Source organism: Variovorax sp. 05N34 (assembly GCF_056397405.1).
This window is the reverse complement of record NZ_JBFTNI010000001.1, coordinates 223,033-246,726: the sequence shown is the minus strand read 5'-3', so window position 1 is coordinate 246,726 and position 23,694 is coordinate 223,033. Positions and strand designations below refer to the sequence as shown.

The following is a 23,694-nucleotide window of genomic DNA, read 5'->3' as shown; positions in this document are numbered from 1 at the left end:
TCGAACCCAGAACGGCGGCGCCCCGGGGCTATGCCCCTCGCACGCAATCGGCGTAGTAGCGCTTCTTGCCCGAGTCGTCGATCCGCGCAACCAGTCCGTGGATGTCGGTCTCGAAGCCCGGGCATTGCGTATTGAATTCGCGCGCGAACTTCAGGTAATCGACGATCTTCTTGTTGAAGACTTCACCCGGAATCAGCAGCGGAATGCCCGGCGGATAGGGCGTGATCAGGCTCGTCGTGATGCGCCCTTCGAGCTCGTCGATCTCGACCCGCTCCGTCTTGCGATGGGCAATGTGCGCGAAGGCGTCGCTCGGCTTCATCGCGGGCGTCAGGTCGCTGAGGTACATCTCCGTGGTCAGCCGCGCCACGTCGAAGCGCGCATAGAGCTGATGGATGTGCTGGCACAAGTCTCTGAGCCCAAGGCGCTCGTATCCAGGCTGCTGCTGGCAGAACTCCGGCATGATCCTCCACATCGGCTGATTGCGCGCGTAGTCGTCCTTGAACTGCTGCAGCGCCGTGAGCAGCGTGTTCCAGCGGCCCTTGGTGATGCCGATGGTGAACATGATGAAGAAGCTGTAGAGGCCGGTCTTCTCGACGATCACACCGTGCTCCGCGAGGAACTTCGTAACCACGGCGGCTGGAATGCCGGTCGGCGCGAACTTGCCGTTCAGGTCGAGGCCCGGCGTCACGATGGTCGACTTGATCGGATCGAGCATGTTGAAGCCGTCGGCCAGCTTGCCGAAGCCGTGCCACTTGGCCGTGCGCGATTCGCCTTTGATGATCCAGTCGTCGGCGCGCCCGATGCCCTCGTCGACCAGCTTTTCAGGCCCCCAGACCTTGAACCACCACTCGTCCTTGCCGAACTCTTCCTCGACCTTGCGCATCGCACGACGGAAGTCCAGTGCTTCGAGGATGCTCTCCTCCACCAGCGCGGTGCCGCCGGGCGGCTCCATCATGGCGGCCGCGACGTCGCAACTGGCGATGATCGCGTACTGCGGGCTGGTCGACGAATGCATCAGGTACGCCTCGTTGAACAGATCGCGGTCCAGTGCGCGGTTCTGCGAATCCTGGACCAGCACATGGCTCGCCTGGCTGATGCCTGCCAGCAGCTTGTGTGTCGATTGGGTCGCAAACACCAGCGAATCCTTGGGGCGCACGCGGCGCTTGCCCATGGCGTGATAGGCGCCGTAGAACGGGTGGAACGCGGCATGCGGCAACCATGCTTCATCGAAGTGCAGCGTATCGACGTAGCCGTCGAGCATGCCCTTGATGGTTTCGGTGTTGTAGATCACGCCGTCATAGGTCGACTGCGTCAGCGTCATCACGCGCGGCTTGACCGTGTCGGCGTTCACGTGCGCCAGCAGCGGATTGGCGCGAATCTTTTCCTTGATGGCCGCCGGCTCGAATTCGCTCTTGGGAATCGGACCAATGATGCCGAAGTGATTGCGCGTCGGCTTCATGAACACGGGGATTGCGCCCGTCATGATGATCGCGTGCAGGATCGACTTGTGGCAGTTGCGGTCGACCACCACGACGTCGTCCGGTGCCACCGTGTGGTGCCACACCATCTTGTTGCTCGTGCTGGTGCCGTTGGTGACAAAGAAGCAGTGGTCGGCGTTGAAGATCCGCGCCGCGTTGCGCTCGCTCGCCGCGACGGGACCCGTGTGGTCGAGCAACTGGCCGAGTTCCTCGACCGCATTGCACACGTCCGCGCGCAGCATGTTCTCGCCGAAGAACTGATGGAACATCTGTCCCACCGGGCTCTTCAGGAACGCCACGCCACCCGAGTGGCCCGGACAGTGCCATGAGTAGGAGCCGTCTTCCGCATAATCGATCAGCGCCTTGAAGAACGGCGGCTGCACGCCTTCAAGGTAGCTCTTCGCCTCGCGGATGATGTGGCGGGCGACGAACTCCGGCGTGTCCTCGAACATGTGGATGAACCCATGGAGCTCACGCAGGATGTCATTCGGTATGTGCCGCGAGGTCTTTGTTTCGCCGTAGATGTAGATCGGCACGTCGGCATTCTTGCGCCGCACTTCGCCGATGAAATTGCGCAGGTTGAGCACGGCTGGGTCCAGATCGGGGCCGACGGTGAATTCCTCGTCATCGATCGAGAGGATGAACGCGCTGGCGCGGCTTTGTTGCTGGGCGAATTGGCTCAGATCGCCATAGCTCGTGACCCCCAGCACTTCGAAACCTTCGTTCTCGAAGGCGTGCGCCAGCGCGCGGATGCCGAGCCCCGAGGTGTTCTCGGAGCGGAAGTCCTCGTCGATGATGACGATCGGAAAGCGAAATTTCATGAAGAGGCTCCGGACGGGCAAATAGGCGCGAAGTGTACGGAATTCAGATGAAGCTGCGTTCCAGCTTTGACACAATCCCCTGCACCTAAAACAAAGAGAGGAAACGTCATGGCGAGTTCCACCATTTGGTGGCTGATTGCAGGTGCGGCCATCGTCCTCGAGTTGCTTTCCGGGACCGGCACGCTCTACCTCCTGCTGATGGGAGTCGGCTTCGCCGCCGCGGCGATCTCGGCGCACGCAGGCGCCGGATTCGACACGCAACTGATCGTCGCAGCGGTGGTCAGCGTCTCATCCGTGATCGCATGGCACGCGATCCGTCGCAAACGCCCGCCGGAGCCGCCCACCGGCGCCAACCCCAACGTCAACCTCGACGTCGGCGAGCACGTCCACGTCGATGCCTGGAACGACGACGGCACCGCCACCGTCCGCTACCGCGGCGCGCAATGGACCGTGATCGCCCGGCCCGGCAGCGTGCCATCGGCCGGCGAGCACAAGGTCACGCAGGTGATCGGCAGCCGCCTCGTCGTCGAAAAAGTCTGAATCGAACCTACAAAGAGCAAAGAAAGAGTTCAATGGAATACGCAGCCGTCCCCCTCGTCATCCTGGTCATCGCGATCATCGTCATCACCCAATCGGTCAAGTTCGTGCCGCAACAGAACGCCTGGGTGCGCGAGCGCCTCGGCAAGTACCACGGGACCATGACGCCCGGCCCCAATTTTCTGATTCCTTTCATCGACCGCGTCGCCTACAAGCACAGCCTGAAGGAAATCCCCCTCGACGTGCCGAGCCAAGTCTGCATTACGCGCGACAACACGCAGCTGCAAGTCGACGGCATCCTCTATTTCCAGGTGACGGATCCGATGCGCGCAAGCTACGGCTCGTCCAACTACATCATGGCCGTGACGCAGCTTGCACAGACTTCACTGCGCAGCGTCATCGGCAAGCTCGAACTCGACAAGACCTTCGAGGAGCGCGACATCATCAACTCGCAGATCGTCTCGGCCATTGACGAAGCGGCCCTCAATTGGGGGGTGAAGGTGCTGCGTTACGAAATCAAGGACCTCACGCCGCCCAACGAGATCCTTCACGCGATGCAGCGCCAGATCACGGCAGAGCGCGAAAAGCGCGCACTGATTGCCGCTTCCGAAGGCCGGCGCCAGGAGCAGATCAACATCGCGACCGGCGAGCGCGAGGCTTTCATCGCGCGCTCCGAAGGCGAAAAGCAGGCGCAGATCAACAACGCGCAGGGTCAGGCGGCAGCCATCACTGCCGTAGCCGAGGCGACAGCCGGTGCGATCGAGCGGGTGGCGGCGGCGATTCGCCAGCCCGGCGGCGAACAGGCCGTCCAACTCAAGGTTGCCGAGCGCGCGGTCGACGCCTATGGCAAGGTCGCGGCCGACGCTACGACGACGTTGATCGTGCCCAGCAACATGAACGAAACGGCCGCGCTCATCGCCTCCGCGATGCGGATGATGCAAGCGGGCAAAGCGCAGGGCGGCAGCTGACATCAAATGGCGCGTGACGCCCGAAACGGCGCCTGCGCACTGCTACAATCGCGGGCTTCGGAGCGGTGGATGAGCGGTTTAAGTCGCACGCCTGGAAAGCGTGTGAGGGTTAATAGCCCTCCGCGGGTTCGAATCCCGCCTGCTCCGCCAAAAAATCGCTTCCGGCAGTCTCCACCTGCCACTTGGAATCGTCCTGAAAGCCCCGCTTGCCGGGGCTTTTTTGCGGGCACTCTCCACATTCCCCACTGCACTCGGTAATGCATGCAGCCACAAAAAAAGGGCCCGAAGGCCCTTTCTTTCCGACGTGGCGTGTGAGCCCTTAGCTCGCTCCGCGCACCACGGCGATCTGGGTACGGGCACCATTCTTGTAGGTGTACAGCGTCAGCGCACCGTTCTTGATGTCGCCCTTTTCGTCGAACGCGATCGGGCCGGTCAGGCCCTTGTATTCGACCTTGCTGACTTCAGGCAGGTACTTCTCCGGATCGGCGGAGCCGGCCTTTTCCATCGCGGCGGCCAGCACGTTCACGGCGTCGTAGACGTACGGTGCATAGATCTGCACTTCGACGCCGTTCTTTTCCTTGAACTTGGTCTTCCAGGCTTCGAGCGGTGCCTTGAAATCACCTTCGACGCCGCCAGCCTCGGCACACACGACCATGTCTTCGCCGATTGCGTCGCCGGCCAACTTGGCGAGTTCTGCGGTGCACAGGCCATCGCCACCCATGAACTTCACGGTCATGCCGAGCTGCTTGACTTGCTTGAGCATCGGGCCGCCCACGGCGTCCATGCCGCCGAAGAACAGCACGTCGGGGTTGGCGCCCTTCAGCTTGGTCAGGATGGCGTTGAAGTCGGTCGACTTGTCGGTGGTGAATTCGTGGCCGACGATCGTGCCGCCGGCGGCCTTTGCGGCCTTCTCGAATTCTTCAGCGACACCTTGGCCGTAGGCAGTGCGGTCGTCGATCACGGCAATGTTCTTGCCCTTGAGCGTTTCGACTGCGTACTTGCCCAGCGTGCCGCCGAGTTGCGTGTCGTCAGCCACCACGCGGAAGGTGGTCTTGAAGCCTTGACGCGTGTACTTGGGGTTGGTCGCCGACGGCGAGATCTGGGGAATGCCAGCGTCGCTGTAGAGCTTGGAGGCGGGGATGGTCGTGCCGGAATTCAGGTGGCCGACAACGCCGTTGACCTTGCTGTCGACGAGCTTCTGGGCCACTGCAGTGCCTTGCTTCGGATCGGCTGCATCGTCTTCGGCGAGCAGTTCGAACTTGGCAACTTTGTCGCCGATCTTCACACCCTTGGCGTTCAGGTCTTCGATGGCCATGCGCGCGCCCATTTCGTTGTCCTTGCCCAGGTGCGCAATGGCGCCGCTGGTCGGCGCGACATGGCCGATCTTCACGACGAGCGCATCAGCCGGAGGTGCTGCCGGGGCAGGTGCTGCTGCAGTCGGCGCAGGCGTGGCGGCCGGAGCGGCAGCTTCTTCCTTCTTGCCACAGGCCACAAGCGCGATGGCAGCCAGAGCGACCGCGGTCCATTTCATTTGCATGGGAACCTCCAGAACTTAATAAATAGAGTTGAAAACCGGTCTTTGGATCCGGGCGCTTTAACTCAGCAAGTATCGCGCCGCGAAGCTCGGCGCCCGTGCGCTTTTCGACCTGGCGCGCAGTTTAGCCCAAGGAATGAGGCCCGAATGTTGGCGTAGACCCGGGGTTTTCCGAAAGCTCGCGCGACAGCGATTCGCTCACCAGCGCGCGCAATACCGCCTCGATTTCCTTGCGCAGACCGGGGATCATGGTGTCGAGATGGTGCTGAACGGCAGCTGACACGACATCGCTCAATCGCTCCTCCATCTGCAGGTCCACACGCTGCAGCACGCGATGCAGCAACTGCTCTTCGAGCCGGAAAGCGTGGGCCTCGGAGAGTCTCGCTTCGGGACCCAGGGCAACGGCTTGCGAAGCCTCTGCCGATGCGGGCGCCTCGGCTTGCGCAGGCGCCGCTGTTTCAATGGGAGGCTCGGGCTGCGAAGGTTCCTCGACCACTGTCGTCAAGGTTGGCACGAATCGCGGCGGCGTGCGCTGGGTGGATGCCATCAGTTGGCGCTCCCCGCATAGGGAAAGGTGCGGATCGCATAGCCGCGATCCTTGTAGTGCCGCCAGCGGGCGCGCCCTGCCTGCTTGTCGGATTCGTCGCTGCCAACGATGTCGATCAACCGCTCGAACCGCTCGAACCGCACCGGCAAGTCAGCGCCCAGGTTCACGAGAATGGGCCGGTCCGGCAGCGACTCCGACCCGCTTTCGGCCAGCACCACCGGCGACCGCATGACCTTATGCGCTTCATCGTCACAACGGCAGTGGGCGATGAATTCGCTTGGCTGCAGTGTCCACAGCGACTGGTCGATCGCGTCCAGCGTCTGCGAATCTGCCATGACCACCAGGCGGGCGCCATGGGCGCTGACGGCCTTCCGCAGCAGGCGGCAGGCGTAGCTCACCTTGTCCGGCATGTTGTAGTGGCCGTCGATTTCCGTCACTTCTTTGCCCGATCCTTGGAGGCGGTCTTCGAAGCGCTCTTCGAGACGTTTTTCGTGGTCTTTCGCGGCGCGGCCTCGGCGTTATCACGGCTCCGGGTCATCAGGTAGTTCAGAAGCAGGCCGACCGGTCGACCGCTCGCGCCCTTGGCCGCCCCACCCTTCCAAGCCGTGCCGGCAATGTCGAGATGAGCCCACGGGAAGTCGGTGGTGAATCGCTGGAGGAACTTGGCGGCGGTGATTGCACCGCCCGCTCGACCGGCAATGTTGGCCACGTCGGCAAAGTTGCTCTTGAGTCCTTCTGCGTAATCCTCGTCGATCGGCATGCGCCAGCAGCGGTCCAGCGATGCCTCGCCAGCGGCGCCGAGCGCCGTCGCCAACGCGTCGTCGTTCGAGAACAAGCCGCTGCGCACGCCGCCCAAGGCGATCACGCAGGCGCCCGTGAGGGTGGCGATATCGATCACCGCTGCCGGCTCGAAACGCTTGGCGTAGTTCAGGGCGTCGCACAGGATCAACCGGCCTTCAGCGTCCGTGTTGAGCACTTCAATGGTCTGGCCGGCCATGCTGGTCACGACGTCGCCAGGTTTGACCGCGCGGCCGTCGTTCATGTTCTCGCATGAAGGAATAAGACCGACGACGTTGATCGCCGGCTGCAGATCGCCCAGTGCACGGAACACGCCCAACACGCTCGCGGCCCCGCACATGTCGAACTTCATTTCGTCCATTTCGGCAGCCGGCTTGAGCGAGACGCCGCCCGTGTCGAAGGTGATGCCCTTGCCGACCAGCACCACCGGCGCCTGCTGCCTGGGCGCTCCGTTGTAGCGCAGGACGATGAAGCGCAGCGGCTCCGCAGAGCCTTGGGCAACCGCCGAGAATGCGCCCATCCCGAGCTTCTCGACTTCCTTGGGACCCAGCACTTCGCACTTCACGTTCGGCAGCTTGGCGAGCTCTTGTGCGGCACCGGCCAGCATGGTTGGCGTGCAGTAGTTGGCCGGCCGATTGGCCCATTCCTTGGCCAGCTCGATGCCCACAACGGCAGCGGCAGCCTCATCGAAGCTCTGGCGCAGTGGCGCAGCGTCGCTCACGCCGAAGGTCAATTGGCGGATCGTGCGTGGCTCGGCCTTGGACTTCGTCGTGCCATAGACATAGCTGGCGTCCGCTGCCGCAATGACGGCGCTGGCGAGCGCGGCCGCGTCGATGGCTTGCGCTGCAACGATGGACACCCGCTTCGGGTTGGACCCCTTGGCCGCACCGATCGCCGCGCTCACCGCGGTGCGAACCGATGCCGGCTTGCCGTCGCCGATCGAGACCAGCAGCACGCGGGGAGCGGAAACCGCCTCGGGCCGATAGAGCGCGAGCAGCTTGCCCGCCTTGTCGGGCAGATCGCCTGCCTTCCGGGCGCTGGCGATCAGCGTGGAGAGTGCGTCCTTGGAGGTGCCGATTGCGGAAGCCACGAGGACGACGAGAACGTCGGTTTTGTCGGTGACTGCCTGAGCGATGGAGAGGGTCTTGAGTTGAAAGTCCATAATCCTTTTTTTCCCTCGACGATGTTATTCCATTCCTCTCTACGCAAGGAGCTGTCGCGCAGCTTCGGTGCCACCCTCGTGGTGCTGGTCACCATCGTGATGACCATGATGCTGATCCGCACGCTCGGATTGGCCGCCAAAGGCAGCGTGAATCCCTCCGAGGTCTTCCTCGTGATGACCTATACGGTGCTCGGCTACATGCCCACCATCCTGAGTCTCTGCCTCTTCATCTCGATCGTCGGCACGCTGTCACGTATGTATCGCGACAGCGAAATGGTGATCTGGTTTTCGAGCGGCCGCGGGCTGGCGGACTTTCTACGTCCGCTCTTCGGCTTTGCATGGCCGATCCTCTTGCTGGTTGCGCTGTTCGCGCTGGTCGGCTGGCCGTGGGCCAATTCACAGACCGAGGGCATGCGCCAGCGCTACGAGAGCCGCAGCGACATCGAGCGCGTGGCGCCCGGCGAATTCCGCGAGTCCGCGGGTCGGCTGCGCGTGTTCTTCATCGACAAGGACGCGCCTGACAGCGCCACGGCGAACAACGTCTTCATTTCTTCCATCGAGCGCAACCTGCACATCATCACGTCAGCACGCCATGGACACATTGAAGATATCGACGGCAAGCGCTTTCTGCTGCTGAGTAACGGTCAACGCCTCGAACGCCCGCTCACGCCGACCGAGGGCATCAAGATCAGCGAGTTCGAAACCTATGGCGCCAAGGTCGGCGGCAGTGGCAGCGACTCGTCGGACGCTTCGCCCGTGCGCACTCGCACGACACTGACGCTGCTGCGCGATCCGACCCTCGTCAACCGTGGCGAACTGGCCTGGCGCGTCGGCATGCTGTTTGGCGCTGCGAATTTCGTGATTCTTGCGCTGGCACTCTCCAGCGTGAACCCGAGAGTCGGCCGCAGCGGCAACTACCTGTTCGCGCTGTTCGCCTTCGTCCTTTACTACAACATGCTCAACCTGGGGCAGAACTGGGTCAGTTCAGGCAAGTACGGCATGGCAGGCTTCATGCTCGCGCTCCATGGCGGGGCGCTGGTGATCGGCCTTCTGTGGCTTGCGAAACGTCATTTCAATTGGGGCTTCACGGCAAGCCGCGCCCGACCCGCAACGACCCCCAACGCGTGAAAACAATCCGTCGCCTGATCTATGTCGAGGTGATGAAGTCCGTGGGCTTTGTGGCCCTGGGCTTCCTCAGCCTGTTCTTCTTCTTCGATTTTGTCGATGAGCTGCAGTCCATCGGAAAACCTGAATCGCTAGGCTATGGGGCAGGCCAGGCCCTCGCGTACGTCGCGATGCTCATCCCCAGCCACCTGTATGAATTGCTGCCGATCGCTGTGCTGATCGGCACCATCTTCGTCATGGCCAGGCTTGCGCAGAGCTCGGAATTCACCATCCTGCGGACCAGCGGTCTCGGCCCATGGCGCGCGTTGCGGACGCTGCTTTTGCTGGGGCTGGGTTTCGTGATCCTGACATTCGCGATCGGGGACTATGTCGCACCCTTCACCGACCGGACAGCCCAGTTGCTCAAGGCGCGCTTCCAGAACGCCTACTCGCTCGTAGGCAACACCGGCGCATGGCTCAAGGAGCGGCAAGGCGACGCCTCGTTTGCGGTCAACGTCGCCACGATGGAGCGCAACGGCACGCTCAAGGACCCGCGCATCTTCGAGTTCGACGGCAAGGGATTCATCACGTCGCAGGTGTCCGCGGCCTCTGCCCGCGCCGAAGATGGACACTGGACGCTCGTCGACGTGGAGCGACAGGAATACCAGACGCGCAGCGCCGACCAGGCTCACATCATCACCACGAAGATCCCGATGGTCGAATGGAAGACTTCGCTCACGCCTGAGATGGTGTCGGTCGCCCTGCTCCGGCCGGAGCGCATGCGCACGCTCGACCTGTTCGACTACATCCGCCATCTCGATGCAAACGGGCAGACGGCACAGCGCTATGAAATCGAGTTCTGGCGCAAGGTGTTCTATCCGCTGTCGTGCCTGGTGATGATCGTGCTGGCCCTGCCGTTTGCCTATCTGCACTTCCGCCAGGCCGGGATCGCGACGTATGTGTTCGTCGGCGTGATGATCGGCATCAGCTTCTTCTTGCTGAACAACGTCTTCGGGTACTTGGGCAACCTCGGGAACTGGCTGCCCTGGATGACGGCAGCCGCGCCGGGGCTGATCTATTCAGTGATGTCGCTCGCCGCCTTCACGTGGCTGGTGTTGAGACGCTAGCGGCGCTGCGGCAATGATCGAGTCAGGCCGCGCCGTCATTCTCTTCGCGCACGGTTCGCGCGATGAGCGCTGGCGGGCGCCGATCGAGGCTGTGGCTCGGCGCGTCGCGGCGCTTGACCCGTCGGTCGGCGTGGCATGCGCCTACCTCGAACTGGTCGCCCCTGACCTGCTGACCGCCACTGCGGCGCTCGTGGGCGACGGAGCCCGATCCATTCGGGTGGTCCCGCTTTTCCTCGGAATGGGCAAGCACGTGCGAGAAGACCTGCCCCGCTTGCTGGAGGGAATGCGCATGCGGCACCCGCAGGTCACCTTCACACTCGCCGGCGCGGTGGGCGAGGAGCCGGAAGTGATCGAACTGCTCGCGCGCAAGGCATTGGATTGCTGATGTCCGAATCCTGATTTCGGGCTGATTTCGAGCTGATTCCCGGCTGATTTTTATAGATTGCGAAGGCATAATAAATTCCTAAATAAGACGGAATTCGTTATGAATCTTCACCAGTTCAAGTTTGTTCAAGAGGCGGTGCGGCGCAACCTCAATCTGACGGAAGCCGCCAAAGCGCTGCATACCTCGCAGCCCGGCGTGTCCAAAGCCATCATCGAACTCGAAGAAGAATTGGGCGTTGAGATCTTTGCACGGCACGGCAAGCGCCTGAAGCGCGTCACCGAACCAGGGCAGCATGTTCTCGCCAGCATCGAGCTGATCATGCGCGAGGTTGGCAACCTCAAGCGCATCGGCGAACAGTTCAGCGCCCAAGACAGCGGCACGCTGTCGATCGCAACCACCCATACGCAGGCGCGCTATGTACTGCCCGTGCCGGTCGCCAAGCTCCGCGAGGCCTACCCCAAGGTAAACGTCAGTCTGCATCAAGGCTCGCCCGATCAGGTGGCGCGCATGGTGATCGACGAGATCGCCGAGATCGGAATCGCAACAGAGTCGCTCTCCGACTACACCGACCTGGTGACGATGCCCTGCTATGAATGGCAGCACGTACTGGTGCTGCCCAAGGGGCATCCGTTGGCCGACAGGGAACGCATTTCGCTGGAGGACCTGGCGACCGAACCGATCATCACCTATCACCCTTCCTTCACCGGCCGCACGCGCATCGACCATGCCTTCGCCCAGAAGAAGCTGACGCCCCGCATCGCACTCGAAGCCATCGACTCGGACGTGATCAAGACCTATGTGCGGCTCGGCCTCGGCGTCGGAATCGTCGCCGAGATGGCAGTACGCGATGATTCCAACGCGGACCTCGTGGTGCGCCCCATGGGCCACATCTTTGGCACCAACATCGCGCGCGTGGCGTTCAAGCGCAGCGCCTATCTGCGCAACTTCGTCTTCAAATTCGCCGAGCTGCTTTCGGACCGGCTCGATCGCAACCTGATCGCCAAGGCCTTGAGCGGTCATCATCAAGACTACGAACTGTGAGCACCCGTACCGTGACTGCCCGTACACCCCAAGTCGAGACCAAGCTGCCCGCCGTCGGCACGACCATCTTCACCGTCATGTCGGCGCTCGCTTCCGAGAAGAACGCGGTGAATCTCGGGCAGGGCTTTCCGGACTTCGGCTGCGATCCGAAGCTGCTCCAGGCCGTCACGGATGCAATGGGCGCCGGCCACAACCAGTACCCGCCGATGCCCGGCATCCCGGCGTTGCGCGAGGCGATCGCGTCGAAGATTGCGGCCTTGTATGGCCACAACTACAACGCGCAGACCGAGATCACGATCACGGCGGGCGCGACGCAGGCGATCATCACGGCAATCCTCGCTGTCGTGCGGCCGGGCGATGAAGTCATCGTGCTGGAGCCCTGCTATGACAGCTACGTGCCCAACATCGAACTTGCAGGCGGCACCGTGGTGCGCGTGCCGCTCACGCCGGGGACCTTCCGCCCCGACTTCGACAAAATCGCCGCCGCCATTTCGCCGCGCACTCGCGCCATCATCGTCAACACGCCGCACAACCCGAGTGCAACCGTGTGGACCGAAGAGGAAATGCGCCGCCTCGAAGAACTGCTCGCATCGACCGATGTCCTGGTGATCAGCGACGAGGTGTACGAGCACATGGTCTATGCCGGTGCGCGCCATGAAAGCGCGGCGCGCTTCCCGGACCTTGCCGCGCGGACCTTCATCGTGAGCAGCTTCGGCAAGACCTATCACGTCACAGGCTGGAAAGTCGGCTATGTCGCGGCGCCGGCGTCGCTGACGGCTGAGTTCCGCAAGGTGCATCAGTTCAACGTGTTCACCGTGAACACGCCGATGCAACACGCGCTCGCCAGCTACATGGCCGACCCTGCGCCGTACCTTGAACTCCCCGCCTTCTATCAGCGCAAGCGCGACCTGTTCGCCGCGGGGCTGGCAAAGACACGCTTCAAGCTGCTGCCGAGCGCTGGCACGTACTTCCAGTGTGTCGACATCAGCGCGGTGAGCGACCTGAACGAATCGGATTTCTGCCTTTGGCTGACCAGCGAAATCGGCGTCGCGGCAATCCCTCTGTCGGCCTTCTACGGCGATGCGTTCGACCAGCGCGTGGTGCGCTTCTGTTTCGCCAAGAAGGACGAAACGCTCCACAGCGCCCTGGATCGACTGGCGCGGCTCTGACAGGAACGGTAGGAGAGTCCTGACCGCCGGAGGGGGTGCCTTCCGGCGATGAGATCGCACTCCTTCGATGACCATGGTCTCCTACAAACATTTCGCCCTAGGAGAAGTCCATGTCCCTGTCACTCATTCTGCTGATCATCCTGATCCTGCTGCTCATTGGCGCACTGCCGAGCTGGGGGTACAGCCGCAGTTGGGGCTACGGGCCTAGCGGCGGCCTCGGGCTGGTGGTTCTGGTGGTCATCGTGCTGCTCCTCATGGGGCGGATATAGCAACAAAGACACGCTCACCGCGTGACCGAACAAGCCCGCCTCTCGGCGGGCTTTTTTTCAGCTTTCGAGTTGCGCCCAGAGCTTGTCGAGCCGCTTCACGCTCACGGGTTGTGGTGTGCGCAGTTCCTGCGCGAAGAAGCTCACGCGCAGTTCTTCAAGCAGCCAGCGGAATTCGCCCATTCGCTCGTCTACCGCGCCTTTACGGTCGGCGAAAAGACGCCAATAGCGTTGCTCCTGAGGCCGCAATTCGGCCAGGCGCTGCGCGTCGCGCGCCGGGTCGCCGCGCAGCTTGTCCAGCCGCAGCGTGATGGCCTTGAGATAGCGCGCGAAATGCTGCAGTCGCGGCCAGGGCGTATCGACGATGAAGCGCTTGCCGACCAGCCTCTGCAATTGCTGCGCGGCATCGGCAGTCGCTGCGGGCTGACTCTTCGTGTCCTTGATCTTGCGGACCGCGACCGCGTATTCGGTCAGGATGACGCCAGCCAGCCGAGCGACTTCATTCGCAATCAGCGTCAGTCGCCCTCGCCCCTCTTCCACACGTCGCTTGAAGCTGGCTTCATCGGTTGGCAAGGGGTCCTGCAGGAATGCGCGGTCCAGCGCCACGTCGATGATCTGCGCGCGCAGCTCTTCGGACGTTCCCAGCGACATGAACGCGACCGCCATCTTCTGCAGGTCGGGGATGTTCTTCTCGAGGTACTTGAGCGCATCCTTAATCTGCAATGCAAAGAGGCGGCGCAGTCCGCTCCGGTGCTTGGCGGCTGCAATGGCAGGTTCGTCGAAGACCTCGATCATCACCGCGTCGCCATCATCGACCAGCGCCGGGAAGCCGATCAGCGATTGCGAACCTCGCCGCACCTCCATCAATTCGGGCAGCTCGCCGAAAGTCCAGGCGGCATAGCGCTGGCCGGCTGGCAGTGCGGGCGCTGCCGGGGGCGCTTCGATCTTGCGTGAATCGTTCGTTCGGCCTTCGTTCGGCGCCCGTTCATCAGCCGCTGGTGCAACCTTGACGTTGAGCCCAGCCAGCGCCTGGAAGGCACCTCGGGCCTGGGTGCCCCACTCTGCTTTCAGGGCGCCCAGATTGCGGCCCATGCCAAGCTGGCGCCCATGTTCGTCCACCACGCGCAGGTTCATGAACAGATGCGGCGGCAGCATGTCCAGCTTGAAGTCGGCCCGCTTCACGTCGAGGCTGGTCTGGTCGCGCACGCGCTTGAGCAGGACGTCCGTCAGCGATCCATGGCCGAAGATCTCGGGCGCGGAGAGTTCTTCGGCCAGACGCGCAGCCGATTCGGGCAGCGGCACCAATCGGGCGCGCGGCTTCTGGGGCAGGCTCTTGAGCAGCGCCTGGATCTTGTCCTTCAGCATGCCGGTCACCAGCCATTCGCAACGCTCTTCGCTCACCTGGTTCAACACGAACAGCGGCACCGTGACGGTGAGCCCATCCCGGGTGTCGCCCGGCTCGTGCAGATAGGTCGCGGCACAGTCCACACCGCCGAGCCGCAAAGTCGGCGGAAACGACTGCGTGGTGATGCCTGCCGCCTGGTGCCGCATCAACTCATCGCGCGTCAGGTGCAGCAGTCGCGGTTGGGCCTTCGACTGCGCTCGATACCAGTTCTCGAAGGTCATGCCGCTCGACACATCAGGCGGCACCTGCGCGTCGTAGAACGCAAAGATCAGTTCGTCGTCGACAAGCACGTCTTGCCGCCGCGACTTGTGCTCCAGCCCTTCGACTTCTCGAACCAGCTTTCGATTGGCCGCAAGAAAGGGCAGCTTGCTTTCCCATTGCCCACCTACCAGCGCCTCGCGAATGAAGATCTCGCGCGCGGCGACAGGGTCGACCTTGCTGAAATCGACACGCCGGCCGCTGTAAACCACCAGGCCATACAACGTGGCACGTTCCAACGCCGCAACCTGCGCGCCCTTCTTTTCCCAATGCGGATCGAGCAGTTGCTTCTTGAGCAGATGGCCGGCCACTTGTTCGAGCCACTGCGGCTCGATGTTTGCGATGCCGCGCCCGAAGAGGCGCGTGGTCTCGACGAGCTCGGCGCAGACGATCCACCGACCGGGCTTCTTCTTCAGATGCGCACCGGGATGCCGGTAGAACTTGATGCCCCGCGCGCCCAGATAAGCCTCGTCATCCTCGAGCTTCCAGCCGACGTTTCCGAGCAGCCCAGAGAGCATTGAGAGGTGCAGCCCTTCATAGCCAGCAGGCTGTGCGTTGATGCGCCATTTGTGCTCCGTCACCACCGTGAGCAACTGCGAATGGATGTCGCGCCATTCGCGCACACGACGCACGTTGATGAAGTTCTGGCGCAGCAGTTGCTCGTACTGCCGGTTGCTCAATTTGTGCGTGTCGCCGTGGCCGCCTCGCGCGTCGTGGATCCACTTCCACAGCCGCAGGTAGCCGCTGAACTCGCTCTTCTCGTCGTCGAACTTGGCATGGGCCTGGTCGGCCTGCTGCTGGGCATCCATGGGACGATCGCGAACGTCCTGCACCGACAACGCACTCGCAATGACCAGCACTTCTTCGAGCGCACCGCGCGCACGCGCCTCCAGGATCATTCGCCCGACTCGCGGGTCGAGCGGCAGCTTGGAAAGCTCGGCACCCGTGGCCGTCAGTTCGTTGGCATCATCGACGGCACCCAATTCATTGAGCAACTGGTAGCCGTCCGCGATCGCCCGCCGCTGCGGCGCTTCGAGAAACGGAAAGCGCTCGACGTCGCCCAGATGCAGCGACTTCATGCGCAGGATCACGCCGGCCAGCGACGAGCGCAGGATTTCCGGATCGGTGAAGCGTGGCCGTCCCTCGAAGTCCTTTTCGTCGTACAGCCGAATGCAGATGCCGTTCGCCACCCGCCCACAGCGCCCCGCGCGCTGGTTTGCCGCGGCTTGGCTGATCGGCTCGACCAGCAGTTGTTCGACCTTGCTGCGGAAGCTGTAGCGCTTGACGCGCGCGGTGCCCGTGTCGATCACATAGCGAATGCCCGGCACCGTCAGCGAGGTTTCGGCGACGTTCGTCGCCAGCACGATGCGACGACCGGTATGGCCATCGAAGATCCGGTCCTGCTCCGCCTGAGAAAGTCGGGCGAACAGCGGCAGGACCTCGGCGTTGCGCAGCACCGGCTGGTGGCTCAGGTGCTTGCGAAGATGGTCGGCCGCCTCCCGGATTTCCCGTTCGCCAGGCAGAAAGACCAGGATATCGCCCGCATTGTGCGGGTCACGCCACAGCTCATCCACGCCGTCGGCGATAGCATCGTTGAGGTCGTAGTCACGCGATTCCTCGAAGGGCCGATAGCGCTGCTCCACCGGAAAAGTGCGCCCGGAGACCATGATGGTCGGTGCGGGCCCCTTCACTGATGAGAAATGCTGCGCAAAACGGTCCGCATCGATGGTGGCCGAAGTCACGATGACCTTGAGGTCCGGACGGCGCGGCAGGATCTCGCGCAAGTAGCCCAACAGGAAGTCGATGTTGAGCGAACGCTCATGCGCCTCGTCGATGATGAGCGTGTCGTAGGCTTTCAGCAGCGGGTCGGTCTGCGTTTCGGCCAGCAGGATGCCGTCCGTCATCAGCTTGACTGAAGCATCGCGCGACAGGCGGTCCTGAAACCGCACCTTGAAGCCGACCACATCGCCGAGCGGCGTCTTCAACTCTTCCGCAATGCGCTTGGCGACGGACGAGGCGGCGATCCGGCGCGGCTGCGTATGGCCGATCAGCCGGCCCTTGCCGGGCGGGGCGTTGAGCTTGCCCCGACCGAGCGCCAGCGCGATCTTGGGCAATTGCGTGGTTTTGCCCGAACCGGTCTCGCCGCAGACGATCACGACCTGGTGCGCCTCGATGGCGGCCATGATTTCGTCGCGCCGGGCCGACACCGGCAGGGATTCAGGGAACTCGATTCGAAGAGGAGACGAAGACAAGGCGAGCAGTTCGGGGAAAATCGACGATTATCTTGCGCCCCGCCTTTTCGCCCCCTTCTACCCGCCAATGTCCACCGTCTTCAACTTCACTTTCGTGCCCTGGTTTCGCTCGGTGGCGCCCTACATCCACATGCACCGCGGCAAGACCTTCGTGGTCGCCATGGCCGGCGAGGCGATCGCCGCCGGCAAGCTGGCGAACATCGCGCAAGATTTGGCCCTGATCCAGAGCATGGGCGTCAAGGTGGTGCTGGTTCACGGCTTCAGGCCTCAGGTGAACGAACAACTGCGCGCCAAGGGCCACCAGGCGAGGTACTCGCACGGCATTCGCATCACCGATGAGGTCGCCCTGGACTGCGCGCAAGAGGCCGCCGGCCAACTGCGCTATGAGATCGAAGCGGCTTTTAGCCAAGGCCTGCCGAACACGCCCATGGCGGGCTCCACCATTCGCATGATTTCGGGCAACTTCATTACTGCGCGCCCTGTGGGCGTTGTCGATGGCGTCGATTTCCAGCATTCGGGCCTGGTGCGCAAAGTCGACGCGGCGGGTATCCGCCAGGCGCTGGCTTTCGGCGCCATGGTGCTGATGTCGCCTTTCGGCTTCTCGCCCACCGGCGAAGCTTTCAACCTGACCATGGAAGAAGTTGCGACCAGCGTCGCCATCTCTATCCAGGCGGACAAGCTGATCTTCCTGACCGAGGTTCCAGGCATTGCACTCGACACGACCCAACCCGTCAGCGAGGACAACCCGATCGACACCGAATTGCCGCTCGATGCCGCCAAGAAACTCCTGGCGACGCTGCCGCCGGCGCAACGGCCGACGGATACGGCCTTCTATCTCCAGCATTGCGTGAAGGCTTGCGAGGCCGGGGTCGAGCGCAATCACATCCTGCCTTTCAGCGTCGATGGCTCGCTCTTGCTTGAGGTGTACGTGCACGACGGCATCGGCACCATGGTGATCGATGAAAAGCTCGAATCGCTGCGCGAAGCCACTGCGGATGACATCGGCGGCATCCTGCAGCTCATCGAGCCGTTCGAGCGCGACGGCACGCTGGTGAAGCGCAGCCGCACCGAGATTGAACGCGACGTCGGCCAATATTCGGTCATCGAGCACGACGGCGTGATCTTCGGGTGCGCGGCGCTGTACCCCTACCCGGAAGCAAAGACGGCTGAAATGGCGGCGCTGACGGTGTCGCCCCAATCACAGGCGCAGGGCGACGGAGAACGCATCCTCAAGCGCATCGAACAGCGCGCAAAGGCGCAGGGGCTCGAAAGCATCTTCGTGCTGACGACGCGCACCATGCACTGGTTCCTGAAGCGGGGCTTCCAGCAAGTCAACCCCGACTGGCTGCCCGAGGCCCGCAAGCGCAAGTACAACTGGGACCGCAAGAGCCAGGTGCTGGTGAAGAAGCTCTGAAGGCCCCCCGGATAATTCCGACCATGAATCCCCTGCTCGCCAAACTGCAGCCTTACCCTTTCGAGCGGCTGCGCCAACTCTTCGCGGGCGTCACGCCCAACCCTGATTTCGCGCCGATCAGCCTCGGCATCGGCGAGCCAAAGCATCCGACGCCGCACTTCATCAAGGAGACGCTCTCCAGCAGCCTGGGCGCCCTCGCGGTCTACCCGGCGACGGCGGGAGAACTGAAGCTGCGGCAATCCTTCACCGGCTGGCTGAAGCGGCGGTATGGGCTCGAACTGGACCCCGCCACGCAGGTGCTTCCGGTGAATGGATCGCGCGAGGCGCTTTTCGCGTTGGCGCAGACCGTGGTCGATGCAACGCGATCGCCAGCGCCTGTGGTGCTTTCGCCCAACCCGTTCTATCAAATCTACGAAGGCGCCGCCTTCCTGTCGGGCGCCGAGCCGTACTACGTGCCCAGCGTGCCCTCACGCAACTTCGCTGTCGACTGGGACAGCGTGCCCGCGGACGTCTGGGCGCGCACGCAGCTCGTGTTCGTCTGCTCGCCCGGCAATCCGACCGGCGCAGTGATGCCGCTGGACGAATGGCAGAAGCTCTTTGCCCTCTCTGACCGCTACGGCTTCGTGATCGCCGCGGACGAGTGCTACAGCGAAATCTATTTTCGGGACGAAGCTCCGCTGGGCGGGCTCGAAGCGGCGGCGAAGCTGGGCCGCAATGATTTCCGCAACCTCATCGCGCTCACCTCGCTTTCAAAGCGCAGCAACGTGCCGGGCCTTCGCAGCGGTTTCGTGGCCGGTGACGCCTCGATCATCAAATCCTTCCTTCTCTATCGCACCTACCACGGCAGCGCAATGAGCGGCACGGTCGCAGCGGCGAGCATCGCGGCCTGGAACGACGAAGCCCACGTGATCGAGAACCGCGCCCAATACCGCGCCAAGTTCGCGGCCGTGACGCCGCTGCTCGAGCCGGTGCTCGACGTTCGCCTGCCCGACGCGAGCTTCTATCTCTGGGCGGCCATCCCCGCCGCGTGGCAAGGCGACGACGAAGCCTTCGCCCGCGCGCTCTACGCTCAATACAATGTGACGGTGCTGCCCGGCAGCTATCTCGCCCGAGACGTGGCCGGCTCGAATCCCGGCCGCGGGCGCATTCGAATGGCGCTGGTAGCCGACACCGCCGAGTGCACGGAGGCCGCCGAGCGCATCGTGAAATTCATCCAGAACCGAGCTTTTCCATGACCCAACAACTCCAGCAGATCATCGACGCCGCGTGGGAAGACCGCGCCAATATTTCCGCCACCAGCGCGCCGAAGGAAGTCCGCGATGCCGTCGAGCACGTGATTGCCGATCTCAACAACGGCTCCCTGCGCGTCGCGACCCGCGAAAGCGTCGGCCAGTGGACGGTGCACCAGTGGATCAAGAAAGCCGTGCTACTGTCGTTCCGCCTGCGCGACAACGAGCAGATGCAGGCCGGCTCGCTGGGCTTCTATGACAAGGTGCCGACCAAGTTCTCGCACCTGTCGGCCGGCGAACTGAAGGAAGCCGGCGTGCGCATCGTGCCGCCGGCCGTCGCGCGTCGCGGCAGCTTCATCGCCAAGGGCGCGATCCTGATGCCTTCGTACGTCAACATCGGCGCCTACGTCGGCGAAGGCACGATGGTCGATACCTGGGCCACGGTGGGCTCCTGCGCACAGATCGGCGCCAACGTGCACCTTTCCGGCGGCGTCGGCATCGGCGGCGTGCTGGAGCCGTTGCAGGCCGGCCCGACCATCATCGAAGATAACTGCTTCATCGGCGCGCGCTCCGAAGTGGTCGAGGGCGTGGTGATCGAAGAAAACTCCGTGCTTTCGATGGGCGTCTACATCGGCCAGAGCACGCCCATCTATGACCGCACGACCGGCGAAACCAGCTACGGTCGCGTGCCAGCCGGTTCGGTCGTCATCAGCGGCACCTTGCCCAAGGACAACGGCAGATACAGCCTCTATGCCGCCATCATCGTCAAGCGCGTGGACGCGCAGACCCGCGCGAAGACTTCGCTGAACGACCTGCTGCGCGACTGAATGAAACCCCTGCCCCCGGCTGCGCGCAGCGCGCCCGTCCCAAGGCCGCCGCGGAACCGGCTTTGCCGGGCCGCTGGCGGCGCCCCCGGCAGGGGGTGGGCGGCTACACGAAGTGAGCAAGCCTGGGGGCGAGCAACTACACCTAGGAGAGAGAGCCGATGAACACGATGGAGAGAATTCTTCGTTTGATGGCCGAGCGCAAGGCGTCCGACATCTACCTTTCGGCCAACTCCCCGGCGCTGATCCGGATCAACGGCAATTGCATGCCGATCAACGCGCAAGTGCTCCCGCCCGAGGCGCCCCTCAGCCTGCTGGCCGAAGTCGTCCACGAAAGCCGCGTCGCCGAACTTGAACGCACCGGCGAACTCAACATGGCAATCGCCCTGGACGGCGCCGGCAACTTCCGCATCAGCGCCATGCGCCAGCGCGGCAGTTACGCAGTCGTGGTGCGGCACATCGCCTCGGTCATTCCGTCCTTCGATGAGCTGAATCTTCCGGAAATCCTGAAGACGCTCGTGATGGAGAAGCGCGGACTCATCCTGATGGTTGGCTCGACCGGCGCGGGCAAGAGCACGACCCTCGCCTCGATGCTCGACTATCGCAACGAGAACGCGACCGGGCACATCCTGACCGTCGAAGAGCCGATCGAATTCACCTTCACCAACAAGAAGTCGATGGTGAACCAGCGCGATGTCGGCAGCGACACGCAATCGCTGCAGATCGCGCTGAAGAACGCGCTGCGCCAGGCGCCCGACGTGATCCAGATCGGTGAAATCCGCGACCGCGAGACGATGACGGCTGCCATCGCCTACGCGCAGTCGGGCCACCTTTGCGTCGCCACGCTGCACGCCAACAACAGCTATCGGGCGCTGAACCGCATCCTGAGCTTCTACCCGGTGGAAGTGCGGGCGACGTTGCTGGGTGACCTCAGCGGCGCCTTGCGTGCAGTGGTCGCCCAGCGTTTGCTGCGCACGCCGAACGGCGCGCGTGTGCCGGCGCTCGAAGTGCTGCTGAATACCGCCCTGGTGGCCGAGCACATCACCAAGGGCGACTTCTCCGCGGTCAAGGAAGCGATGGAGCAATCGATGGCCGAAGGGTCGCAAACCTTCGAAGAAGACATCGCCCGCCTGATCACCGAAAATCTCGTCACTCGCGAGGAAGGTCTGGCGCAGGCCGATTCGCCCACCAACCTCATGTGGCGCCTGCAGAACCGCAAGGCACCTGCCGCGCGGCACGAAGAACGCTCCATCCTCGAGCAGGTCGAGGAACCCACATTCACGGACATCACGCTCGACGTGCGTCTGTGAGCCCAATTTCGCAATTTCGATGTCCCGAACGCTCCAGCTTGCCGAACAACTGATTTCACGTCCTTCAGTCACTCCCGATGACGCGGGGTGCCAAGGCCTGATCGGCGAACGGCTGGCGCGGCTCGGATTCCGGCTCGAAACCATCGAAAGCGGCCCTGCGGACTTCCGTGTGACCAACCTTTGGGCGATGCGGCCGGGTGCCTTGGGCCAGGCGTCGCGCACCATCGCCTTCGCAGGCCATACCGATGTGGTGCCGACGGGCCCGCTCGAACAATGGACCAGCCATCCTTTCACTCCCACGCACCGGGACGGCAAGCTCTACGGCCGCGGCGCATGCGACATGAAGACATCGCTCTCGGCCTTCGTCGTGGCCATCGAGGAATTTCTCGCCACCACGCCCGATCCTCGGCTGTCGCTCGCCCTGCTGCTGACGAGCGATGAGGAAGGCCCGGCCACGGACGGTACGGTCGTGGTTTGCAATGCGCTGGCTGAGCGCGGCGAGCGCATCGACTACTGCATCGTCGGCGAACCGACAGGCGTCGAGCGCTGCGGCGACATGATCAAGAACGGCCGCCGCGGCACCATGAGCGGCAAGCTGACGATCAAGGGCGTGCAAGGCCATATCGCCTACCCACATCTCGCAAAGAATCCCGTCCATGCGTTCGCACCCGCGTTGGCCGAACTGGTCGCCATCAATCAGGCCGGTGGCTGGGATGCCGGCAACGCCTACTTTCAGCCGACCAGCTGGCAAATCAGCAACATCCACGCGGGCACCGGTGCCAGCAATGTGATTCCCGGCGCAGCGGTGGTGGACTTCAACTTCCGCTTTTCGACCGAATCCACACCCGATTCACTTCAGAAGCGGGTCCAAGCGGTGCTGGATGCGCACGGGCTTGACTACACGCTGGCCTGGACCGTTGGCGGCTTGCCCTTTCTCACGACGCCAGGCGAACTGGTCGCGGCCGTGCAGCAGGCCATCCGCGACGAGACAGGCATCGAGACCGAACTGTCGACCAGCGGCGGCACCAGCGATGCGCGCTTCATCGCCAATATCTGCAAGCAGGTGGTGGAACTCGGGCCCACGAACGCGAGCATCCACAAGATCGACGAGCACATCGCGGTCGCCGAAATCGAGCCGCTGAAGAACATCTATCGCCGCACATTGGACAGGCTCGAAGCACTGCTTCACGCATGAGCACCGTGCTTGAACTGATCGAGGCCGGCGCCAGACAGCTGGCCGATGCGGGCGTTTCGTTCGGCCACGGTACGAGCAACGCTTTCGACGAAGCCGCGTGGCTCGTGCTCTGGAGACTGAGCCTTCCGCTCGACGAACTGGACAGCGTGGCCGATCGCCCTGTGGCGCCCGCCGACGCGGCGCGCGTCGCGGCGCTCTTTGCCCAGCGTATCGAGACGCGCAAGCCCGCCGCGTATCTGACGAAAGAAGCCTGGCTTCAAGGCGTACCCTTCTACGTCGACGAACGCGCGATCGTGCCCCGCAGCTTTATTGCCGAACTGCTGGCGGATGGCAGCATCGACCCTTGGCTTGGCGAACATACGCGGAACGTGCTCGACCTTTGCACCGGCAATGGCAGCCTGGCCGTGCTGGCGGCGATGACCTATCCGGACATCACCGTCGATGCGGCTGATCTGTCCACGACGGCGCTCGAAGTCGCTGCAATCAACGTGACGCGGCACCAGCTCGATGCGCGCATCGCGCTGATCGAGTCCGATGGATTGGCGAGCGTGCGCGGGCCGTACGACCTGATTCTCTGCAATCCGCCGTACGTCAACGCGCAGAGCATGACCGCGCTGCCGGCCGAATACCGTGCCGAGCCCGAATTGGCGTTGGCCGGCGGCGCCGACGGCATGGACTTCATCCGCCGCCTGTTTGCCGACGCGCCAGCGCACATGAGCGAATCCGCCGTGCTGGTGCTCGAGATCGGCAACGAACGCCCTCACTTCGAAGCGGCCTTTCCGCAACTCGAAGTGATGTGGCTCCCCACGAGCGCCGGAGAAGACCAGGTCCTGCTGGTCCCGCGCGAATCCCTGCTGTAGAAACACCCCC

20 protein-coding genes and 1 tRNA gene are annotated in these 23,694 nt (G+C 63.3%); 15 read left to right on the top strand and 6 right to left on the bottom strand.

Translation table 11 applies throughout. The features are described 5' to 3' along the window. Nucleotides 1–28 precede the first annotated feature (28 nt). Nucleotides 29–2,299 carry an Orn/Lys/Arg family decarboxylase gene (locus AC1DMA_RS01245; RefSeq protein ID WP_478142989.1) on the bottom strand — a complete coding sequence of 757 codons (2,271 nt, stop codon included), beginning with the start codon at nucleotides 2,297–2,299 and terminating at the stop codon, nucleotides 29–31. A gap of 108 nt (nucleotides 2,300–2,407) precedes the next feature. Here AC1DMA_RS01245 and AC1DMA_RS01240 point away from each other — a divergent pair, with 108 nt between their 5' ends. The 3 genes from AC1DMA_RS01240 (at nucleotide 2,408) to AC1DMA_RS01230 (ending at nucleotide 3,954) form a co-directional block, all read left to right on the top strand. Continuing rightward, entirely contained in the window at nucleotides 2,408–2,839 is a 432-nt protein-coding gene (locus tag AC1DMA_RS01240) for an NfeD family protein (protein WP_478123298.1), read from the top strand. Between the two features lie 32 nt (nucleotides 2,840–2,871). Further along, nucleotides 2,872–3,804: an SPFH domain-containing protein gene (locus AC1DMA_RS01235; protein WP_478123299.1), complete on the top strand. Its 933-nt coding sequence runs from the start codon at nucleotides 2,872–2,874 to the stop codon at nucleotides 3,802–3,804. Between the two features lie 59 nt (nucleotides 3,805–3,863). After that, nucleotides 3,864–3,954: transfer RNA gene (locus tag AC1DMA_RS01230), tRNA-Ser, on the top strand. Between the two features lie 169 nt (nucleotides 3,955–4,123). Here AC1DMA_RS01230 and AC1DMA_RS01225 read toward each other — a convergent pair. The 4 genes from AC1DMA_RS01225 to AC1DMA_RS01210 form a co-directional block, all read right to left on the bottom strand. Beyond that, nucleotides 4,124–5,341: a branched-chain amino acid ABC transporter substrate-binding protein gene (locus AC1DMA_RS01225; RefSeq protein ID WP_478123300.1), complete on the bottom strand. Its 1,218-nt coding sequence runs from the start codon at nucleotides 5,339–5,341 to the stop codon at nucleotides 4,124–4,126. 121 nt (nucleotides 5,342–5,462) lie between these two features. Continuing rightward, nucleotides 5,463–5,885 (bottom strand): hypothetical protein, encoded by a 423-nt coding sequence (locus AC1DMA_RS01220; RefSeq protein WP_478123301.1) that lies wholly within the window; start codon nucleotides 5,883–5,885, stop codon nucleotides 5,463–5,465. Beyond that, nucleotides 5,885–6,322 (bottom strand): DNA polymerase III subunit chi, encoded by a 438-nt coding sequence (locus AC1DMA_RS01215; protein WP_478142988.1) that lies wholly within the window; start codon nucleotides 6,320–6,322, stop codon nucleotides 5,885–5,887. The genes AC1DMA_RS01220 and AC1DMA_RS01215 overlap by 1 nt, the downstream gene beginning before the upstream one ends. Further along, nucleotides 6,319–7,845, bottom strand: a complete 1,527-nt coding sequence (locus AC1DMA_RS01210; protein ID WP_478142987.1) for a leucyl aminopeptidase — start codon at nucleotides 7,843–7,845, stop codon at nucleotides 6,319–6,321. Before AC1DMA_RS01210 ends, AC1DMA_RS01215 begins: the two co-directional genes overlap by 4 nt. A 21-nt stretch (nucleotides 7,846–7,866) precedes the next feature. Here AC1DMA_RS01210 and lptF point away from each other — a divergent pair, with 21 nt between their 5' ends. From lptF to AC1DMA_RS01180, 6 genes are all read left to right on the top strand, one after another. After that, nucleotides 7,867–8,973, top strand: coding sequence for an LPS export ABC transporter permease LptF (gene lptF, locus AC1DMA_RS01205; protein WP_478142986.1), 1,107 nt, complete (start codon nucleotides 7,867–7,869; stop codon nucleotides 8,971–8,973). Beyond that, nucleotides 8,970–10,076 carry an LPS export ABC transporter permease LptG gene (gene lptG, locus AC1DMA_RS01200; RefSeq protein ID WP_478123305.1) on the top strand — a complete coding sequence of 369 codons (1,107 nt, stop codon included), beginning with the start codon at nucleotides 8,970–8,972 and terminating at the stop codon, nucleotides 10,074–10,076. The genes lptF and lptG overlap by 4 nt, the downstream gene beginning before the upstream one ends. A gap of 13 nt (nucleotides 10,077–10,089) precedes the next feature. Beyond that, the gene (locus AC1DMA_RS01195) at nucleotides 10,090–10,461 is read left to right on the top strand and encodes a sirohydrochlorin chelatase (RefSeq protein WP_478142985.1); all 372 of its coding nucleotides are present in this window, start codon (nucleotides 10,090–10,092) and stop codon (nucleotides 10,459–10,461) included. 99 nt (nucleotides 10,462–10,560) lie between these two features. Continuing rightward, nucleotides 10,561–11,502: a CysB family HTH-type transcriptional regulator gene (locus AC1DMA_RS01190; RefSeq protein ID WP_478123307.1), complete on the top strand. Its 942-nt coding sequence runs from the start codon at nucleotides 10,561–10,563 to the stop codon at nucleotides 11,500–11,502. Beyond that, nucleotides 11,499–12,671, top strand: a complete 1,173-nt coding sequence (locus AC1DMA_RS01185) for a pyridoxal phosphate-dependent aminotransferase (protein ID WP_478142984.1) — start codon at nucleotides 11,499–11,501, stop codon at nucleotides 12,669–12,671. The genes AC1DMA_RS01190 and AC1DMA_RS01185 overlap by 4 nt, the downstream gene beginning before the upstream one ends. A gap of 110 nt (nucleotides 12,672–12,781) precedes the next feature. Continuing rightward, nucleotides 12,782–12,940, top strand: coding sequence for a DUF3309 family protein (locus tag AC1DMA_RS01180; protein WP_478123309.1), 159 nt, complete (start codon nucleotides 12,782–12,784; stop codon nucleotides 12,938–12,940). A 57-nt stretch (nucleotides 12,941–12,997) separates the two neighbouring features. Here the strand turns inward: AC1DMA_RS01180 and hrpA are convergent, their stop codons facing one another. Continuing rightward, nucleotides 12,998–16,783: an ATP-dependent RNA helicase HrpA gene (hrpA, locus tag AC1DMA_RS01175; RefSeq protein WP_478123961.1), complete on the bottom strand. Its 3,786-nt coding sequence runs from the start codon at nucleotides 16,781–16,783 to the stop codon at nucleotides 12,998–13,000. A 136-nt stretch (nucleotides 16,784–16,919) separates the two neighbouring features. On the opposite strand from hrpA, the gene argA reads away from it, so the two are divergent. The 6 genes from argA (at nucleotide 16,920) to prmB (ending at nucleotide 23,684) form a co-directional block, all read left to right on the top strand. Beyond that, nucleotides 16,920–18,266, top strand: coding sequence for an amino-acid N-acetyltransferase (argA, locus tag AC1DMA_RS01170; RefSeq protein WP_478123310.1), 1,347 nt, complete (start codon nucleotides 16,920–16,922; stop codon nucleotides 18,264–18,266). A gap of 23 nt (nucleotides 18,267–18,289) precedes the next feature. Next, entirely contained in the window at nucleotides 18,290–19,501 is a 1,212-nt protein-coding gene (dapC, locus tag AC1DMA_RS01165; protein ID WP_478142983.1) for a succinyldiaminopimelate transaminase, read from the top strand. Then, nucleotides 19,498–20,322, top strand: coding sequence for a 2,3,4,5-tetrahydropyridine-2,6-dicarboxylate N-succinyltransferase (gene dapD / locus AC1DMA_RS01160; RefSeq protein WP_478123312.1), 825 nt, complete (start codon nucleotides 19,498–19,500; stop codon nucleotides 20,320–20,322). The genes dapC and dapD overlap by 4 nt, the downstream gene beginning before the upstream one ends. A 158-nt stretch (nucleotides 20,323–20,480) precedes the next feature. Then, the gene (locus tag AC1DMA_RS01155) at nucleotides 20,481–21,629 is read left to right on the top strand and encodes a PilT/PilU family type 4a pilus ATPase (protein WP_478123313.1); all 1,149 of its coding nucleotides are present in this window, start codon (nucleotides 20,481–20,483) and stop codon (nucleotides 21,627–21,629) included. A 19-nt stretch (nucleotides 21,630–21,648) separates the two neighbouring features. Continuing rightward, nucleotides 21,649–22,824 carry a succinyl-diaminopimelate desuccinylase gene (dapE, locus tag AC1DMA_RS01150; RefSeq protein WP_478142982.1) on the top strand — a complete coding sequence of 392 codons (1,176 nt, stop codon included), beginning with the start codon at nucleotides 21,649–21,651 and terminating at the stop codon, nucleotides 22,822–22,824. Beyond that, complete coding sequence (gene prmB / locus AC1DMA_RS01145; protein WP_478142981.1) at nucleotides 22,821–23,684, top strand: 50S ribosomal protein L3 N(5)-glutamine methyltransferase; 864 nt, start codon at nucleotides 22,821–22,823, stop codon at nucleotides 23,682–23,684. The genes dapE and prmB overlap by 4 nt, the downstream gene beginning before the upstream one ends. The last annotated feature ends 10 nt before the right edge of the window (nucleotides 23,685–23,694 follow it).

Coding starts and splice junctions, on each gene's coding strand:
- AC1DMA_RS01245 (WP_478142989.1), bottom strand. CDS start 2,299: ATGAAATTTCGCTTTCCGATCGTCATCATCGACGAGGACTTCCGCTCC.
- AC1DMA_RS01240 (WP_478123298.1), top strand. CDS start 2,408: ATGGCGAGTTCCACCATTTGGTGGCTGATTGCAGGTGCGGCCATCGTC.
- AC1DMA_RS01235 (WP_478123299.1), top strand. CDS start 2,872: ATGGAATACGCAGCCGTCCCCCTCGTCATCCTGGTCATCGCGATCATC.
- AC1DMA_RS01225 (WP_478123300.1), bottom strand. CDS start 5,341: ATGCAAATGAAATGGACCGCGGTCGCTCTGGCTGCCATCGCGCTTGTG.
- AC1DMA_RS01220 (WP_478123301.1), bottom strand. CDS start 5,885: ATGGCATCCACCCAGCGCACGCCGCCGCGATTCGTGCCAACCTTGACG.
- AC1DMA_RS01210 (WP_478142987.1), bottom strand. CDS start 7,845: ATGGACTTTCAACTCAAGACCCTCTCCATCGCTCAGGCAGTCACCGAC.
- lptF (WP_478142986.1), top strand. CDS start 7,867: ATGTTATTCCATTCCTCTCTACGCAAGGAGCTGTCGCGCAGCTTCGGT.
- AC1DMA_RS01195 (WP_478142985.1), top strand. CDS start 10,090: ATGATCGAGTCAGGCCGCGCCGTCATTCTCTTCGCGCACGGTTCGCGC.
- AC1DMA_RS01190 (WP_478123307.1), top strand. CDS start 10,561: ATGAATCTTCACCAGTTCAAGTTTGTTCAAGAGGCGGTGCGGCGCAAC.
- AC1DMA_RS01180 (WP_478123309.1), top strand. CDS start 12,782: ATGTCCCTGTCACTCATTCTGCTGATCATCCTGATCCTGCTGCTCATT.
- hrpA (WP_478123961.1), bottom strand. CDS start 16,783: ATGGCCGCCATCGAGGCGCACCAGGTCGTGATCGTCTGCGGCGAGACC.
- argA (WP_478123310.1), top strand. CDS start 16,920: ATGTCCACCGTCTTCAACTTCACTTTCGTGCCCTGGTTTCGCTCGGTG.
- dapC (WP_478142983.1), top strand. CDS start 18,290: ATGAATCCCCTGCTCGCCAAACTGCAGCCTTACCCTTTCGAGCGGCTG.
- dapD (WP_478123312.1), top strand. CDS start 19,498: ATGACCCAACAACTCCAGCAGATCATCGACGCCGCGTGGGAAGACCGC.
- AC1DMA_RS01155 (WP_478123313.1), top strand. CDS start 20,481: ATGAACACGATGGAGAGAATTCTTCGTTTGATGGCCGAGCGCAAGGCG.
- dapE (WP_478142982.1), top strand. CDS start 21,649: ATGTCCCGAACGCTCCAGCTTGCCGAACAACTGATTTCACGTCCTTCA.
- prmB (WP_478142981.1), top strand. CDS start 22,821: ATGAGCACCGTGCTTGAACTGATCGAGGCCGGCGCCAGACAGCTGGCC.